This window comes from Klebsiella sp. CN_Kp091, from assembly GCF_040065095.1.
GTDB classification, from domain to species: domain Bacteria; phylum Pseudomonadota; class Gammaproteobacteria; order Enterobacterales; family Enterobacteriaceae; genus Klebsiella; species Klebsiella aerogenes.
The window spans coordinates 243677-259703 of sequence record NZ_JBEAIO010000049.1 but is presented as its reverse complement, the minus strand read 5'-3'; the positions used below and the strand labels follow the sequence as shown (position 1 = coordinate 259703).

14 protein-coding genes are annotated in these 16027 nt (G+C 55.7%); 7 read left to right on the top strand and 7 right to left on the bottom strand.

Going from position 1 to position 16027, the window contains the following annotated elements; genetic code table 11:
* Nucleotides 1-134: 134 nt before the first annotated feature.
* The 3 genes from ABLV17_RS21785 to pntA form a co-directional block, all read right to left on the bottom strand.
* Nucleotides 135-323, bottom strand: coding sequence for a YdiH family protein (locus ABLV17_RS21785; RefSeq protein ID WP_045392396.1), 189 nt, complete (start codon nt 321-323; stop codon nt 135-137).
* Between the two features lie 130 nt (nt 324-453).
* On the bottom strand, nt 454-1842 hold the full coding sequence (gene pntB / locus ABLV17_RS21780) for a Re/Si-specific NAD(P)(+) transhydrogenase subunit beta (protein WP_020078971.1): 1389 nt from the start codon (nt 1840-1842) through the stop codon (nt 454-456).
* Nucleotides 1843-1852: 10 nt separating this feature from the next.
* The gene (gene pntA / locus ABLV17_RS21775; protein ID WP_113374689.1) at nt 1853-3382 is read right to left on the bottom strand and encodes a Re/Si-specific NAD(P)(+) transhydrogenase subunit alpha; all 1530 of its coding nucleotides are present in this window, start codon (nt 3380-3382) and stop codon (nt 1853-1855) included.
* Between the two features lie 519 nt (nt 3383-3901).
* On the opposite strand from pntA, the gene ydgH reads away from it, so the two are divergent.
* The 3 genes from ydgH (at nt 3902) to folM (ending at nt 7172) form a co-directional block, all read left to right on the top strand.
* Nucleotides 3902-4852, top strand: coding sequence for a DUF1471 family protein YdgH (gene ydgH, locus ABLV17_RS21770; RefSeq protein ID WP_032711543.1), 951 nt, complete (start codon nt 3902-3904; stop codon nt 4850-4852).
* A 177-nt stretch (nt 4853-5029) separates the two neighbouring features.
* Nucleotides 5030-6412 (top strand): amino acid permease, encoded by a 1383-nt coding sequence (locus tag ABLV17_RS21765; protein WP_015366823.1) that lies wholly within the window; start codon nt 5030-5032, stop codon nt 6410-6412.
* 37 nt (nt 6413-6449) lie between these two features.
* Complete coding sequence (gene folM / locus ABLV17_RS21760) at nt 6450-7172, top strand: dihydromonapterin reductase (RefSeq protein ID WP_308958977.1); 723 nt, start codon at nt 6450-6452, stop codon at nt 7170-7172.
* On the opposite strand, the gene ABLV17_RS21755 is transcribed toward folM, so the two are convergent.
* Nucleotides 7169-7504 (bottom strand): GlpM family protein, encoded by a 336-nt coding sequence (locus ABLV17_RS21755; protein WP_015366825.1) that lies wholly within the window; start codon nt 7502-7504, stop codon nt 7169-7171. The genes folM and ABLV17_RS21755 overlap by 4 nt on opposite strands.
* Nucleotides 7505-7629: 125 nt before the next feature.
* Between ABLV17_RS21755 and rstA the strand changes: the two genes are divergently transcribed.
* Nucleotides 7630-8346 carry a two-component system response regulator RstA gene (gene rstA / locus ABLV17_RS21750; protein ID WP_032707933.1) on the top strand — a complete coding sequence of 239 codons (717 nt, stop codon included), beginning with the start codon at nt 7630-7632 and terminating at the stop codon, nt 8344-8346.
* Nucleotides 8347-8352: 6 nt separating this feature from the next.
* Here the strand turns inward: rstA and ABLV17_RS21745 are convergent, their stop codons facing one another.
* The gene (locus ABLV17_RS21745; protein ID WP_308958978.1) at nt 8353-8934 is read right to left on the bottom strand and encodes a hypothetical protein; all 582 of its coding nucleotides are present in this window, start codon (nt 8932-8934) and stop codon (nt 8353-8355) included.
* A gap of 190 nt (nt 8935-9124) precedes the next feature.
* On the opposite strand from ABLV17_RS21745, the gene rstB reads away from it, so the two are divergent.
* The gene (gene rstB, locus ABLV17_RS21740) at nt 9125-10426 is read left to right on the top strand and encodes a two-component system sensor histidine kinase RstB (RefSeq protein ID WP_113374685.1); all 1302 of its coding nucleotides are present in this window, start codon (nt 9125-9127) and stop codon (nt 10424-10426) included.
* Between the two features lie 73 nt (nt 10427-10499).
* Complete coding sequence (gene tus, locus ABLV17_RS21735) at nt 10500-11432, top strand: DNA replication terminus site-binding protein (RefSeq protein ID WP_045392408.1); 933 nt, start codon at nt 10500-10502, stop codon at nt 11430-11432.
* Here the strand turns inward: tus and fumC are convergent.
* Together fumC and fumA are read right to left on the bottom strand one after the other, a co-directional pair.
* Nucleotides 11422-12822, bottom strand: a complete 1401-nt coding sequence (fumC, locus tag ABLV17_RS21730; protein WP_113374684.1) for a class II fumarate hydratase — start codon at nt 12820-12822, stop codon at nt 11422-11424. The genes tus and fumC overlap by 11 nt on opposite strands.
* A 144-nt stretch (nt 12823-12966) precedes the next feature.
* Nucleotides 12967-14613, bottom strand: coding sequence for a class I fumarate hydratase FumA (gene fumA, locus ABLV17_RS21725; RefSeq protein WP_032714392.1), 1647 nt, complete (start codon nt 14611-14613; stop codon nt 12967-12969).
* A 196-nt stretch (nt 14614-14809) separates the two neighbouring features.
* Between fumA and manA the strand changes: the two genes are divergently transcribed.
* Entirely contained in the window at nt 14810-15988 is a 1179-nt protein-coding gene (gene manA, locus ABLV17_RS21720; protein WP_087858499.1) for a mannose-6-phosphate isomerase, read from the top strand.
* The last annotated feature ends 39 nt before the right edge of the window (nt 15989-16027 follow it).

The window sequence follows — 16027 nt, the reverse complement described above, 5'->3', positions numbered from 1 at the left end:
AGCGTCTCATCAGGTTTGAAATATTATCTAACGTCCCCCGCCCGCCGGGGGATTTTTTTGCCGCGCCCGCAAAAAAGAAAAAGGGCCTTACGGCCCGGGATATCAACGCTAATTTAATAAACTTACAGAATGCGTTAGTGGATACCTAAACGCCAGGCCAGGTCGATCTCTTCTTTCAGCTCCATCGATGAAAGCGACATCAGATCGGCAAACTCGAGCTCGAGGAGTTTGAGCTTCTTCAGGTACTGCGCGGGGGTCATAACGGAAGTGTCGCGGCGCAGGTACTCGATGGCCATCTGCGTGGGGGTTAACTCGGTATCCATAATATCCTCAGTGTGGTGAAAAAACAGGCATAGTATAACACCCATCGCCGTTCACTTTATGAGCAAATCATGGTTTCGCTGTCTATATAAAAAAGCCGTCTCAACAGAGACGGCTTAGAGCGTTGCGCTATTACAGCGCTTTCAGAATGGCATCCACGCTGGCTTTAGCGTCGCCAAACAGCATGTGGGTGTTCTCTTTGAAGAACAGCGGATTCTGCACGCCAGCATAGCCGGTGTTCATCGAACGTTTGAAGACCACCACGTTCTGCGCCTTCCACACTTCCAGCACCGGCATACCGGCGATCGGGCTCTTCGGATCGTCCTGCGCCGCTGGGTTGACGGTGTCGTTCGCGCCGATCACCAGTACGGTATCGGTATCGGCGAAATCATCGTTGATTTCGTCCATTTCCAGCACCACGTCATACGGAACCTTCGCTTCCGCCAGCAGCACGTTCATGTGCCCCGGCAGTCGCCCGGCGACCGGGTGGATCCCGAAGCGCACCTTGATACCGCGCGCACGCAGCTTCTCAGTGATTTCCGCGACCGGATACTGCGCCTGCGCCACCGCCATACCGTAGCCCGGGGTGATGATCACGGAATGCGAGTTTTTCAGCATTTCCGCCGTTTCTTCAGCGCTGATTTCACGATGCTCACCGACTTCTTCATCGCCGCTGGAACTGCCGCCATCGGTGCCGAAACCGCCGGCGATAACGCTGATAAACGAACGGTTCATCGCCTTACACATAATGTAGGAGAGGATCGCACCGGAAGAACCCACCAGCGCGCCGGTCACGATCAGCAGGTCGTTGCTGAGCATAAAGCCCGCCGCCGCCGCCGCCCAACCGGAGTACGAGTTCAGCATCGATACCACGACCGGCATATCCGCGCCGCCGATAGACGCCACCAGGTGCCAGCCGAACGCGAGGGCGATAATGGTCATCACCAGCAGGCACAGTACCTGCGTTCCGGTGCTGTCGGTACGCACGAAGGCCACCAGCAGCAGGAAGGAGATAACCAGCGCCGCCAGGTTCAGCTTATGGCGATTCGGCAGCATCAGCGGTTTTGACGAAATTTTGCCGCGCAGCTTACCAAAGGCAACGATCGAGCCGGTGAAGGTCACGGCGCCGATAAAGATGCCGAGGAACACTTCGGTCAGGTGAATATTCGCCAGCACCTGATCGAGGCCCGGTCCGTGGTCGAGATAGCTGTTGAAGCCAACCAGCACCGCCGCCAGACCAACGAAGCTATGCAGCACCGCCACCAGCTCCGGCATCTCGGTCATTTCGACTTTCTTCGCCAGGCGGATACCAATCGCCCCGCCGATAACCATCGCCACGATTATCCAACCGACATTACCGCTGTCCGGCCCAAAGATGGTGGCAATCAGCGCAATCGCCATCCCGGCGATGCCGTACAGGTTGCCCTGCTTCGACGTTTCGTGCTTTGACAGCCCCGCAAGGCTAAAGATAAACAGAATAGCGGCAACAATGTATGCAGCTGTAACTAATCCTCCAGACATGTGCTACCCCTTAGTTTTTGCGGAACATTTTCAGCATGCGCTGAGTGACGGTGAAACCACCAAAAATATTAATGCTGGCGATCAGCACCGCGATAAAGCTCAAGAAGCTGACCCAGCCGCCGTGCCCTATCTGCAGCAATGCCCCAACGACAATAATCCCTGAAATGGCGTTGGTTACCGACATGAGCGGCGTGTGCAGCGCGTGCGACACGTTCCACACCACGTAGTAGCCGACTACGCAGGAGAGCGCGAAGACGGTAAAGTGACCAAGAAACTCTTTCGGCGCGACGTTCGCCAGCCAGCCAAAGAGGATAATCGCCAGCGCCATCAGCGCGTATTTACGCCACGGCGAACCTGGTTTGGCCTCCTCTTTTGGCGCTTCGACGGTTTTCGTCGCCGCCTGAGGCTGCGCGGATACCTGAATCGGCGGCGCCGGCCAGGTAATTTCGCCCTCGCGGACCACGGTAACGCCACGTACCACCACATCGTCGAAATCGATGGTGATATTCCCGTCTTTATCCTTGCACAGCAGCTTCAGCAGGTTTACCAGGTTAGTGCCGTAGAGCTGAGAAGATTGCGTCGGCAGACGACCCGGCAGGTCGGTATAACCGATAATTTTCACGCCATTAGCGGTGGTCACGACTTCGCCCGGCACGGTGTATTCACAGTTGCCGCCGTTTTGCGACGCCAGGTCGACGACTACGCTGCCCGACTTCATGGAGTCAACCATTTCGCGGGTAATCAGCTTCGGCGCCGGTTTACCCGGGATCAGCGCGGTGGTGACAATGATATCGACATCTTTAGCCTGTGCGGCGAACAGCGCCATTTCGGCTTTGATAAAGGCTTCAGACATGACTTTGGCATAACCGTCGCCGCTGCCCGCTTCTTCTTTAAAGTCCAGTTCAAGGAACTCGGCGCCCATACTCTGCACCTGTTCTTTCACTTCCGGACGGGTATCGAAGGCGCGGACGATTGCGCCGAGGCTGTTCGCCGCGCCAATCGCCGCCAGGCCGGCAACGCCTGCGCCGATTACCATCACCTTCGCCGGCGGTACTTTACCTGCCGCTGTGATCTGCCCGGTAAAGAAACGACCGAATTCGTGCGCCGCTTCGACAATCGCGCGATAACCAGCGATGTTGGCCATCGAACTCAGCGCATCTAACGACTGGGCGCGGGAAATACGCGGCACCGAGTCCATCGCCATCACGTTGATACCGCGAGCGGCCAGCTTTTCCATGAGATCCGGATTCTGCGCCGGCCAGATGAAACTCACCAGCGTAGTGCCCGGGTTGAGCTTCGCAATTTCCGCATCGCTCGGCGCATTAACCTTGAGGATGACGTCGGAGTGCCAGACGTTATCCGCGCTGACGATTTCCGCGCCCGCCTGTTCGAAGGCTTCATCGTCGAAGCTCGCCAGTTTCCCGGCTCCGCTCTCGACCGCCACGCTAAACCCGAGCTTAAGCAGCTGCTCGACCGTCTTCGGCGTCGCAGCGGCCCGGGTTTCCTGAGCTAAGCTCTCTTTTGGTATCCCAATTCGCATAGTTTTCCCTTCCATCGGTTTTTGATGATGGTTTATTTTTTTCACAAATGCGCCAGCGGCGGCGCAAAAACGCCGCTCAGGTATTCATCTGGAAAATGAAACAGTAACAAACTTTTTATAACCTACTGAAAATACCGATTGTGATCTACATCGTTAAAACAGAATTTTTGATTTTATTGAGAAAAATTAGTCCTGACTGCGTCAGGCAGCAATATTTGCCTTAATTTTATGCCAGAACCTGATAATTCGCTTACCTTTGGGATTAATTCGCCATTTATTACCGCCAGTATCATTGCATTAACATTACGTTAACTTATAAAAGTGATATTGATTATCGATTTTGCTGTTCAAGGGGCTGTTTTTTCAACATATCTGTATTTGTTATATTTTTGTAACGAACGATTCGGGCGGGAAGTGAAAAATGACGCAGACAGTTACGTTGTTTAAATGCAATAATCACCTGTTTTCAGTCAACAACAATACCAGTACATGGTTTGCGCAAGGCAAAGGATTATTTTTATGAAGCTTAAGAACACACTCCTGGCGTCTGCTCTTCTGGCTACCACCGCGTTGTCTGCCCATGCAGCGACCGAGCTGACTCCGGAGCAAGCGGCAGCGCTGAAGCCCTATGACCGCGTCGTCGTCACTGGCCGTTTTAACGCGATTGGCGATGCCGTACAGGCGGTTTCCCGTAAGGCGGATAAAGATGGCGCAGCTTCCTTTTATGTTGTCGACACCTCAGATTTCGGCAACGGCGGCAACTGGCGCGTAACGGCGGATTTTTATAAAGAAAACGCCCCGCAGGCGGATACCCCGAAAAACCGTATTATTAACGGCGTGATGGAACTGCCGAAAGATCAGGCCGTCGCGCTGATGCCATATGACACAGTGACCGTGCAGGGCTTCTATCGTAGCCAGCCGGAAGTCAACGACGCCATCGCCAAAGCGGCAAAAGCTAAAGGCGCGTATGCCTTCTTCATCGTCCGCCAGGTTGACGCCAACCAGGGCGGCAACCAGCGCATCACCGCTTATATTTATAAAAAGGATGCGCAGAAGCGCGTACTGCAGAGCCCGGATGCGATTCCTGCTGATTCTGAAGCCGGTCGCGCCGCTCTGGCGAAAGGCGGCGAAGCGGCTAAAAACGTCGAAATCCCAGGCGTGGCCTCCTCCGCCGCGGTCGGCGCCGGTACCGGCGTAGGTCTGTTCTACGAAACCCAATCGTCGAAAGGCGGACGTTACACTGTCACCCTGCCGGACGGCACGAAAGTTGAAGAGGTGAACAAAATCACCGCCGCGCAGATGGTGCCGTTTGATAGCATCAAATTCACCGGTAACTATGGCAACATGACGGAAATCTCCTATCAGACCGCGAAACGCGCGGCCAAGAAAGGGGCGAAATATTACCACATCACCCGCCAGTGGCAGGAACGTGGCGGTAATATCACCATCAGCGCCGACCTGTATAAGTAATCGGTTTCAGCTGCTCAAAAAGGCGACATCACGTCGCCTTTTTGCATTTTTTCGCCCGCCGCCATTGCATGCGTACAAGACACTCCGTAAAATCCCGCGCCTTAGCGTAATCCTCCATTTTTATGCGATTTCGCCAAATAAATATTCTTGATTCACTGTTGCCACCTCGGGAATACAATGGAAAAGAAACTGGGCCTTAGCGCCCTGACCGCACTGGTACTCAGCTCCATGCTGGGCGCGGGCGTTTTCAGTTTGCCGCAAAACATGGCTGCCGTTGCCAGCCCCTCCGCTCTGCTTATCGGCTGGGCCATCACCGGCGTCGGGATTTTATTCCTCGCTTTCGCCATGCTATTGCTGACCCGAATCCGTCCGGAACTGGACGGCGGTATCTTTACCTATGCTCGCGAAGGTTTTGGCGAACTGATCGGTTTCTGTTCCGCCTGGGGTTACTGGCTGTGCGCGGTGATTGCCAATGTCTCCTACCTGGTAATCGTCTTCTCGGCCCTGAGTTTCTTCACCGATACGCCGGAGATGCGTATTTTTGGTGACGGTAACACCTGGCAGGCGATCGTCGGCGCGTCCGTGCTGTTATGGGTGGTGCATTTTCTGGTGCTGCGTGGGGTCCAGACCGCGGCAGGCATTAACCTGGTGGCGACGCTGGCTAAACTGTTGCCGCTCGGCGCTTTCGTAGCGCTGGCCGCTATCGCGTTCCGACTCGATACTTTCCGCCTCGATTTCAGCGGTATCGCTCTCGGCGTACCGGTATGGGAACAGGTGAAAAACACCATGCTGATCACCCTGTGGGTATTTATCGGCGTGGAGGGGGCGGTCGTGGTTTCCGCCCGCGCCCGTCATAAGCGCGACGTTGGTCGTGCGACGCTACTGGCGGTGGTCTCGGCGCTGGCGGTTTATCTGCTGGTCACCCTGCTGTCGCTGGGCGTTGTCGCCCGCCCAGAACTGGCTGAAATGCGCAACCCGTCGATGGCTGGCCTGATGGTCAAGATGATGGGGTCATGGGGCGAGGTAGTGATCGCCGCGGGATTAATTATCTCCGTCTGCGGCGCCTATTTAAGCTGGACCATTATGGCCGCCGAAGTGCCGTATCTGGCGGCGACGCACAAAGCGTTCCCGCGCCTGTTTGCCAAAACCAATAAGAATAATGCGCCCTCTTCCTCGCTGTGGTTGACCAACATCAGCGTGCAGATTTGTCTGGTGCTGATTTGGCTTACCGGATCTGACTACGGTACCCTGCTAACCATCGCCTCAGAAATGATTCTGGTGCCCTATTTCCTCGTCGGCGCTTTCCTGCTTAAGATTGCCGTGCGTCCTTTACACAAAGCCGTGGGTGTCGGCGCGTGCGTTTATGGCTTATGGTTATTGTATGCGTCCGGTCCTGTGCATTTGCTATTGTCGGTGGTACTTTACGCTCCGGGTCTTCTGGTTTTCCTGTACGCCCGGCGTACTCACCAGCACGATCGCATGCTCAAACGCCGTGAAATGGCATTAATTGGTTTTTTGCTGGTTGCCGCCGTTCCGGCAACGTGGATGCTGGTGGGGTAAGCGGTTGCCCTACCGCTGAACTTGAAAGGAGATACCCATGGCTGAAGCACAGCCTCGTCCGGTCCTGATCACGGGAGCAGGCCGCCGTATCGGCCTCGCTCTGGCACACCATTTTTTAAACCAGCAGCAACCGGTGATCGTCAGCTATCGCCAGCATTATCCTTCGATTGACACCCTGCGCGAAGCCGGCGCGGTGTGTCTGCAGGCTGATTTCAGCAGCGACGACGGTATTCTTACCTTCGCGGAAGCGGTGAAAGCGCAGACAAACGGCCTGCGCGCGATTATTCATAACGCCAGTGATTGGATGGCGGAAAAACCCGGTGTGCCGTTATCCACGGTGATATCGCGGATGATGCAGATTCACGTCCACGCGCCCTATCTGCTTAACCATGCGCTGGAGAGCCTGCTGCGTGGTTTTGGTCATGCCGCCAGCGATATTATTCACATTACCGACTACGTGGTGGAACGCGGCAGCGATAAGCATATCGCCTATGCCGCCAGTAAAGCGGCGCTTGATAATATGACCCGCTCTTTCGCCCGTAAGCTGGCCCCGGAAGTAAAGGTCAACGCCATCGCGCCATCGCTGATTATGTTCAACGAGCATGATGACGCTGAATATCGTAAACAGGCGCTGGATAAATCGCTGATGAAAATCGCGCCGGGTGAAAAAGAGATTATCGACCTCATCGATTATCTGTTCACCAGTTGCTACGTCACTGGCCGCTCTTTCGCTGTCGACGGCGGCCGACCGCTGCGCTAGTGGAAACGGCTCCAGCCGAGGATGAGCAGCCAGGCCGCCAGACTCCAGCAGATCACCGCGCCTGCCAGCGCGTAAGGCAGGCGCATTACGCCAGTGAAGTACCATAACGAAAGTAAGTAGATAAAATACGGTATGATTGACCACATACCGAAGACAATAGTCGTGCGTAGCGCTTCAATGCCGCGCTCGCTGGCGACGATATAGTGGGCAATCAGCGCGAAGGTCGGAAATAACGGAATTAAGCCGGCAATATAGTAATTTTTGGTTTTTGACAGTACGCCTATCAGTACCACCACCAGCGCTCCCAGCAGCGCTTTAATCAACAGCCCCATTTTATGCCTTAACATTTGAACAACAATTTCCACCAGCATAACGGAAGAACATTTGTTTATGAAAGATTAATGGCAGGCAATTTGCGGGCGGTGTATGTTAGCTTTTTAATTTATACGCGTAAGATATGAATAAGATCGTTTTTGTTGAGGATGAGCCCGAAGTTGGCGCGCTTATCGCCGCCTATCTGGGAAAACATGATATGGACGTGGTTGTTGAGCCGCGCGGCGACCGGGCCGAAGAGGTTATTGCTCGTGAACAACCCGATCTGGTACTGCTGGATATCATGCTGCCTGGCAAAGACGGGATGACGCTGTGCCGCGACCTGCGCAGCCAGTGGCAGGGTCCGATCGTGTTGCTGACCTCGCTCGATAGCGATATGAACCATATTCTGTCGTTGGAGATGGGCGCCAGTGATTACATCCTCAAAACCACCCCACCTGCGGTGCTGCTGGCCCGCTTGCGTTTGCATCTGCGCCAGCACGTGGCTTCGCCGTCGATGCCAGCTCCCGCAACCCTGACGCCGCATAAAGCCATTGTTTTTGGTTCGCTGTCGATCGACCCGGTTAACCGTCAGGTATTGCTCGGCGGCGACAACGTGGCTTTATCCACCGCCGATTTCGACCTGCTGTGGGAACTGGCGACCCATGCCGGGCAGATTATGGATCGCGATGCGCTGTTGAAAAATCTCCGCGGCGTCAGCTACGACGGCATGGATCGCAGCGTCGATGTCGCGATTTCACGCCTGCGTAAAAAGCTGCTCGACAACGCCACCGAGCCCTACCGCATCAAGACGGTGCGCAACAAAGGCTATCTGTTTGCCCCGCACGCCTGGGATAATTAATCCGCGTCAGGAATAGACCGACATCACACCGTGTAGTCGGTCTTGAAATTCAGCGTATTTCTCTCTGAATGCCATTTCGTCGTTTTCGTCATACCAGCGTACGACCTCACCGCTGGCGAGGAAATGATCCAGTAGTTCGCCGCTCGCCTGAATCCATTGCGGTAAGCCATCGACCTGTAGACTCCAGCCTCCCGGATGATAATGGATGAAATCGTTACGCAGCTGGTGAAGCTTGCCCACCGCCACCGTACAGACTTCGCTGGTTGTGAAGGCGCTGCTCTCCCTCGTCGCACGGTATAGCGCCATGAAGGACGGCAGCTGCAGTTTATTGATGTTGGAGAAATCGTCGTTACAGATTTGCTGGAAGATTTCTTGTGTCGACGCTTTACCGTCGGCCAGGTAGACCTGAAAGTCATTGCCCTGACACAGCGCCAACACCATCGCGTTCTGCAGGATGCTGTGCCAGCCGGTAATCACCCACTTCCACTGATAAGGGTCGGCGATCGCCTGCATATGGCTCAGGACCATATCGAAGGTTTTCAAAATCTCAACATCATTACCAGTATGCAAATACACGGGCTGAGTCATCTGGCGCTCTCCATCATTTAAGGGGCGCTTAAATTAACAGAGAGGCTGGCACCTGACAGGCCGGGGAAATGGCACAATACGGCTATCGGTCATTTGGCCTGGCGTGTCGGTGAGAACTTTGCCGAGCGGGATCCTTCTCCTGTAGAATCTTTTGACGCAAGATAACCCAGTTAATGACCGGTGATGATTAATGAAAAAACTGTTTGTGCAGTTTTACCTTTTGCTGTTCGTCTGCTTCCTGGTCATGACCATGCTGGTCGGCCTGGTGTATAAATTCACCGCCGAGCGCGCCGGACGCCAGTCGCTGGACGATCTGATGAAAAGCTCGCTCTATCTGATGCGCAGCGAACTGCGCGAGATCCCGCCGCGCGACTGGAGCAACACGCTGAAAGAGCTGGACCTCAACCTCTCTTTCGATCTGCACATTGAACCGTTAAGCAAGTTCAAGCTCTCGGAAAGCTCGATGCAGCATCTGCGCGCGGGCGATATCGTGGCGCTGGACGATCAGTACACCTTTATTCAACGCATCCCGCGCAGCCATTACGTCCTGTCGGTCGGCCCGGTGCCCTATCTCTATTTTTTGCATGAGATGCGCCTGCTGGACGTCGCGCTGATGGCGTTTATCGCTATTTCACTGGCTTTCCCGGTGTTTATCTGGATGCGTCCGCACTGGCAGGATATGTTGCGTATCGAAACCGCCGCACAGCGCTTCGGCGAAGGCCATTTTAGCGAGCGCATCCATTTCGATAGCATGTCGAGCTTCGAGCGACTCGGCGTGGCCTTTAACCAGATGGCGGATAATATCAACGCCCTGATAGCCAGTAAAAAACAGCTTATTGACGGTATCGCCCATGAACTACGCACGCCGCTGGTGCGCCTGCGCTATCGCCTGGAGATGAGCGAAAATCTGACCGAGGCCGAGTCGCTGGCTCTCAACCGCGATATCGGGCAACTAGAAGCGCTGATTGAAGAACTGCTCACCTACGCGCGCCTCGATCGCCCGCAGAACGAACTCAACCTGACTACCCCGGATTTCCCGGCCTGGATCCGCGCGCACGTCGAGGATATACAACTGGTCAATCCGCAGCGTGAAGTCGCGTTGCGCCAGCTTACGGAGGGCGACTACGGCGCGCTGGATATGCGTTTAATGGAGCGCGTGCTGGATAACCTGGTTAATAATGCCCTGCGCTACAGTCAGCAACATATTCAGATTGGCCTGTCGCTGGCCGGTTCAAGGGCGACGCTGCGAGTGGAAGATGATGGCCCGGGTATCGCCCTTGAAGAACGCGAACGGGTATTCGAGCCGTTTGTCCGTCTCGATCCCAGCCGCGATCGCGCCACCGGCGGCTGCGGCCTGGGGCTGGCGATTGTACACAGTATTGCTCAGGCGATGGCCGGTGAAGTCCACTGCGACGAAAGCTCGCTCGGCGGCGCGGCATTCATTTTCAGCTGGCCCATTTACCACCAGCTTCCCGCTTTTACCTCTGCTTAGCTGAACTTGCGCAGGCGTCACGGCCTGCGTATAGTTTATACTCTAACAGTATGTTGTAACTAAGGCGGTAATCATGGCTAGCTACGACCTCGTTGCGCGCTTAAATGACACCTTTCGTGAGCTTGAGCGCGAACTACAAACCTTCAAAGCGTCGCTGAGCCGCTGCCGTCTGCTGGCGGCGCGGGTTTTCGAATTACCGGCGGTAAGTAAAGAGGCGGAGCACGCGCCGCTGGATACCATTCAGGTCACCCAGCACGTCGGGCAAAGCGCGCTGGAGATGGCGCTCAGGCACTACAGCCACCTGTTTATCCAGCAGCAGTCGGAAAACCGCAGCAGCAAGGCGGCGGTACGCCTCCCCGGGGCGATTTGCCTGGCGGTTGATACGCAACAGCAGGCGGAGCTGCTGGAGAAAATCAGCGCCATTAACGCGCTGAAAGCGGCATTTGAGAAAATCGTCACCGTCGATTCCGGATTGCCGGCCGCCGCGCGTTTCGAATGGGTTCACCGCCATCTGCCCGGCCTGATTACCCTTAGCGCCTATCGTACCCTGACGCCGCTGCTCGACCCCAGCACCATCCGCTTCGGCTGGGCCAATAAGCATGTGATTAAAAATCTGACCCGCGATGAAGTATTAATGCAGCTAGAGAAGAGCCTGCAATCGCCGCGCGCGGTGCCGCCCTGGACCCGCGAACAGTGGCAAAGCAAGCTGGAAAGGGAATTTCAGGATATCGCCGCCCTGCCGCAGCGGGCAAAATTGAAAATCAAACGCCCGGTCAAGGTACAGCCGATTGCCAGAGTGTGGTATGCCGGCGAGCAGAAGCAGGTGCAGTACGCCTGCCCCGGCCCGCTAATTGCGCTTATCTCCGGCACGCATGGGGTAAGCGTGCCGGATCTCGGCGAACTTTTGAATTACGATGCCGATAACGTGCAGTACCGCCACAAGCCGCAGGCGCAGTCGTTACGATTACTGATCCCGCGTCTGCATTTATGGCTGGCTAGCGAGTAGCAAGGCTGCCAACCATATCCTGCGGGCGCACCCAGCTATCGAATTCGGCTTCCGTCAGGTAACCAAGCGACAGCGCCGCGGCTTTCAGCGTCAGCCCTTCATGGTGCGCTTTTTTGGCGATCTCCGCCGCTTTATCGTAGCCGATATGGGTATTGAGCGCGGTCACCAGCATCAGCGACTCATTAAGCAACTGGCCGATCCGCTCGCGGTTTGGCTCAATGCCCACCGCGCAGTGCTCATTAAAGCTCTCCATACCGTCCGCCAGCAGGCGTACCGACTGCAGGAAGTTGTGGATGACCATTGGCCGATAGACGTTAAGCTCAAAGTTGCCTGACGCGCCGCCGATATTCACCGCCACGTCGTTACCCATCACCTGACAGCACAACATGGTCAACGCTTCGCACTGCGTCGGGTTGACTTTGCCGGGCATAATGGAGGATCCCGGTTCGTTCTCCGGAATGGCGATTTCCCCTATGCCACAGCGCGGCCCGGAGGCCAGCCAGCGCACATCGTTGGCGATTTTCATCAGCGAAGCCGCCAGCCCTTTCAGCGCGCCGTGGGCATGAACCAGCGCATCCACGGTGGCCAGCGCTTCAAATTTATTGGGCGCGGTGACGAACGGTAGCCCGCTAAGCGATGCCAGTTCCGCCGCCACCCGCACCGCATATTCCGGGTGCGTATTCAAGCCGGTACCAACCGCCGTACCGCCCAGCGCCAGCTCAGCGAGATGCGGCAGGCTGTGTTCAATATGCCGGAGATTATGTTCCAGCATCGCGACCCAACCGGAGATCTCCTGCCCTAACGTCAGCGGCGTAGCGTCCTGCAAGTGAGTGCGGCCAATTTTAACAATGTCCCCGAAGGCCAGCGACTTTTCCTGTAGCGTGTCCCGCAGCACCTGTAGCTGTGGGAGTAGCTTTTCGCGCAGCGCGATTAGCGCCGCGACGTGCATCGCTGTAGGAAAAACATCATTCGAGCTCTGGCTTTTATTGACGTCATCATTGGGGTGAATTTTGCGCGCCATGCCGCGCTCGCCGCCAAGCAACTCGCTCGCACGGTTAGCCAGTACTTCGTTCATATTCATGTTGCTTTGGGTACCGGAGCCGGTTTGCCAGATAGCTAACGGAAACTCCTGCGCATGCTTGCCGGCGAGGACTTCATCCGCGGCGGCGATGATGGCGCCCGCTTTGTCCGCCGCCAGCAGGCCCAGGTCCTGGTTCACCTTCGCCGCCGCGCGCTTGGTCAGCGCCAGCGCGTAGATCAGTTCACCAGGCATTTTCTCCGTTGAGATACGGAAATGCTCAAGCGAGCGCTGGGTCTGCGCGCCCCAAAGTTTATCGGCCGGGACGTCGATGGCGCCCATCGAGTCTTTTTCACTGCGATGCGTTGTCATTACTTTCTCCTTGGATTCAAAGTGCGTCATAGCGACAAGCTCACCTGCTTAAAGGATTAAGTATTAACCAGAATTATTAGTTGTTTTAGTCGTTCGTGCCGCTAAAGCGGCCCAAACAAAAACCGCCCCGAAGGGCGGTGTCGTTTACTTCACGCAGCGCGAGCACTGCGATGTCTGGATCTGCTGGAAGAAGTCGTTACCTTTATCATCAACGAGGATAAAGGCCGGGAAATCTTCCACTTCGATTTTCCAGATAGCTTCCATTCCCAGCTCCGGATAAGCCACGCACTCAAGGCTGCGGATACTCTGCTGCGCAAGAACCGCCGCCGGGCCGCCGATACTACCGAGATAGAAACCGCCGTGTTTGTGGCAGGCATCGGTCACCTGCTGGCTACGGTTACCCTTGGCCAGCATGATTTTACTCGCACCATGCGATTGCAACAGATCGACATACGAGTCCATGCGGCCAGCGGTCGTCGGCCCCAGAGAACCGGAGGCGTAACCATCCGGCGTCTTCGCCGGGCCGGCGTAGTAGATAGGGTGATCTTTGACATACTGCGGCAGCGCTTCGCCATTATCAATAAGCTCTTTCAGCTTGGCATGGGCAATATCACGAGCCACGATGATTGTGCCGCTCAGCGACAGACGAGTCGACACCGGATACTGCGACAGCAGCGCCAGGATCTCGCTCATCGGCTGATTGAGGTTCACCTTCACAGCTTCGCCTTCACCGGCCTGGCGCAGGTGTTCAGGGATATATTTCCCTGGGTTGCTCTCCAGTTTCTCCAGCCAAATGCCGTCGCGGTTGATTTTAGCTTTGATGTTACGGTCGGCAGAACAGGAGACCCCCATCCCCACCGGACAGGACGCGCCGTGACGCGGCAGGCGGACCACGCGGATATCGTGGGCGAAGTATTTGCCGCCAAACTGCGCGCCGAGGCCGAGGTTCTGCGCTTCCAGCAGCAGCTCTTGCTCCAGCTGCACATCGCGGAACGCCTGGCCATGTTCGTTACCTTCGGTCGGCAGGCCATCGTAGTATTTGGTCGAGGCCAATTTCACCGTCTTCAGCGTGGCTTCCGCAGAGGTGCCGCCAATCACAAAGGCGATATGGTACGGCGGACAAGCTGCGGTACCGAGAGTGCGCATCTTCTCGACGAGGTAGTTTTTCAGCTTCGCCGGGGTGATTAACGCTTTCGTTTCCTGGTAGAGATACGTTTTGTTCGCGGAGCCGCCGCCCTTGGCGATACAGAGGAATTTATACTCATCGCCATCGGTAGCATAAAGATCGATCTGCGCCGGCAGGTTGGTACCGGTGTTGACCTCTTTATACATGTCCAGCGGCGCGTTCTGCGAGTAACGCAGATTGTCCTGGATATAGGTGTTGTACACGCCCTGCGCCAGCGCGGCTTCATCGCCGCCGCCGGTCCATACGCGCTGTCCCTTTTTCCCCATAATGATCGCGGTGCCGGTGTCCTGACAGGTCGGCAGAATGCCTTTGGCGGCGATATCGGAGTTACGCAGGAATTGCAGCGCGACGTATTTGTCGTTTTCGCTGGCTTCCGGGTCGTTGAGGATATCCGCGACCTGCTGCTGGTGTGCCGGGCGGAGCATAAAGGAGGCATCGTGGAACGCGTGTTGGGCCAGTAAGGTTAGCGCCTGAGGTTCAACCTTCAGAACTTCCTGGCCGGCGAATTCGGCGACGGAGACGTAATCACTGCTGAGGAGATAATACTCGGTGTCATCCTTTTTAAGTGGAAAAGGATCCTGATAAACAAACGGTTTGTTCGACATTGTACTCTCACTTACTGCTTGGCTGATTATGTTTCAGGCAGACACTCCATTTGCCTGTAGAAAAGCGAGTCGATCAATCTTACACAATTTTTTAACAAAAACTGAGACAAGGACGACTTTTTCTTTCAGCAGTTGCTTCTCGACGATTTGTTGGTTTAATAGAGCCAACATTTTTATATGGAAACAGGGATTGAGAATGCAGAAGCTCATTAACTCAGTGCAAAACTATGCATGGGGAAGTCACACCGCGTTAACCGACCTTTACGGTATCGCCAATCCGGACAACCTGCCGATGGCGGAATTGTGGATGGGCGCACATCCCAAAAGCAGTTCGCGGATCCTAAACGCCAACGGCCAGCCGCAGTCGCTGCGCGAGGTCATTGAGGCCGATAAAAATGCCCTCCTCGGCGCTAACGTCGCAGAGCGTTTTGGCGAACTGCCGTTCTTGTTCAAGGTACTGTGCGCCGCCCAGCCGCTCTCCATCCAGGTTCACCCGAACAAACGCGCGTCGGAAATTGGCTTTGCCAAAGAGAACGCCGCGGGTATTCCGCTGGATGCCGCCGAGCGTAACTATAAAGATCCCAACCATAAGCCGGAACTGGTCTTCGCCCTGACGCCGTTCCTCGCCATGAACGCGTTCCGCGAATTTAATGAAATTGTCGCGCTGCTGCAGCCGGTTGCCGAGGCGCATCCGGCAATTGGCGAATTCATTCAACAGCCGGATGCCGGGCGTTTAAGCCAGCTGTTCGCCAGCCTGCTGAATATGAAAGGTGAGGAAAAAGCACATGCGCTCAGCGTGCTGCAAAACGCCCTCGACCGCCAACAGGGCGAACCGTGGCAGACCATTCGTTTGATCGCTGAATTCTACCCGGATGACAGCGGCCTCTTCTCCCCGCTGCTGCTCAACGTGGTGAAACTGAACCCTGGCGAAGCGATGTTCCTGTTCGCCGAGACCCCGCACGCCTACCTGCAGGGCGTCGCGCTGGAAGTGATGGCCAATTCGGATAACGTGCTGCGCGCCGGTCTAACGCCGAAGTACATCGATATTCCGGAACTGGTGGCGAACGTGAAATTTGTCGCTAAACCTGCCTCTGAGCTGCTGACTCAGCCGGAACAACACGGCAGCGAGCTGGATTTCCCAATCCCGGTCGATGATTTCGCCTTCTCGTTGCACGAGCTGTCCAGTAATGAGGACTCTCTGGCGCAAGAGAGCGCCGCGATTTTGTTCTGCGTGGAAGGCGAAGCGACGCTACGTAAAGGCGAGCAGCGCCTGACCCTGCAGCCGGGTGAATCGGCGTTTATCGCCTGCAACGAATCACCGGTACTGGTCAGCGGCCAGGGTCGTCTGGCGCGCGTGTTCAATAAGCTTAAGTAAGTTACTGAACTTTTAATCCGCAGTTGCTAGACTTCCCCC

Excerpts from the sequence above, each read along its gene's own strand:
- ABLV17_RS21785 (WP_045392396.1), bottom strand. The coding sequence starts at position 323 with ATGGATACCGAGTTAACCCCCACGCAGATGGCCATCGAGTACCTGCGC.
- tus (WP_045392408.1), top strand. The coding sequence starts at position 10,500 with ATGGCTAGCTACGACCTCGTTGCGCGCTTAAATGACACCTTTCGTGAG.
- pntA (WP_113374689.1), bottom strand. The coding sequence starts at position 3,382 with ATGCGAATTGGGATACCAAAAGAGAGCTTAGCTCAGGAAACCCGGGCC.
- manA (WP_087858499.1), top strand. The coding sequence starts at position 14,810 with ATGCAGAAGCTCATTAACTCAGTGCAAAACTATGCATGGGGAAGTCAC.
- rstA (WP_032707933.1), top strand. The coding sequence starts at position 7,630 with ATGAATAAGATCGTTTTTGTTGAGGATGAGCCCGAAGTTGGCGCGCTT.
- fumC (WP_113374684.1), bottom strand. The coding sequence starts at position 12,822 with ATGACAACGCATCGCAGTGAAAAAGACTCGATGGGCGCCATCGACGTC.
- fumA (WP_032714392.1), bottom strand. The coding sequence starts at position 14,613 with ATGTCGAACAAACCGTTTGTTTATCAGGATCCTTTTCCACTTAAAAAG.
- pntB (WP_020078971.1), bottom strand. The coding sequence starts at position 1,842 with ATGTCTGGAGGATTAGTTACAGCTGCATACATTGTTGCCGCTATTCTG.
- ABLV17_RS21755 (WP_015366825.1), bottom strand. The coding sequence starts at position 7,504 with ATGGGGCTGTTGATTAAAGCGCTGCTGGGAGCGCTGGTGGTGGTACTG.
- rstB (WP_113374685.1), top strand. The coding sequence starts at position 9,125 with ATGAAAAAACTGTTTGTGCAGTTTTACCTTTTGCTGTTCGTCTGCTTC.
- ABLV17_RS21765 (WP_015366823.1), top strand. The coding sequence starts at position 5,030 with ATGGAAAAGAAACTGGGCCTTAGCGCCCTGACCGCACTGGTACTCAGC.
- ABLV17_RS21745 (WP_308958978.1), bottom strand. The coding sequence starts at position 8,934 with ATGACTCAGCCCGTGTATTTGCATACTGGTAATGATGTTGAGATTTTG.
- ydgH (WP_032711543.1), top strand. The coding sequence starts at position 3,902 with ATGAAGCTTAAGAACACACTCCTGGCGTCTGCTCTTCTGGCTACCACC.
- folM (WP_308958977.1), top strand. The coding sequence starts at position 6,450 with ATGGCTGAAGCACAGCCTCGTCCGGTCCTGATCACGGGAGCAGGCCGC.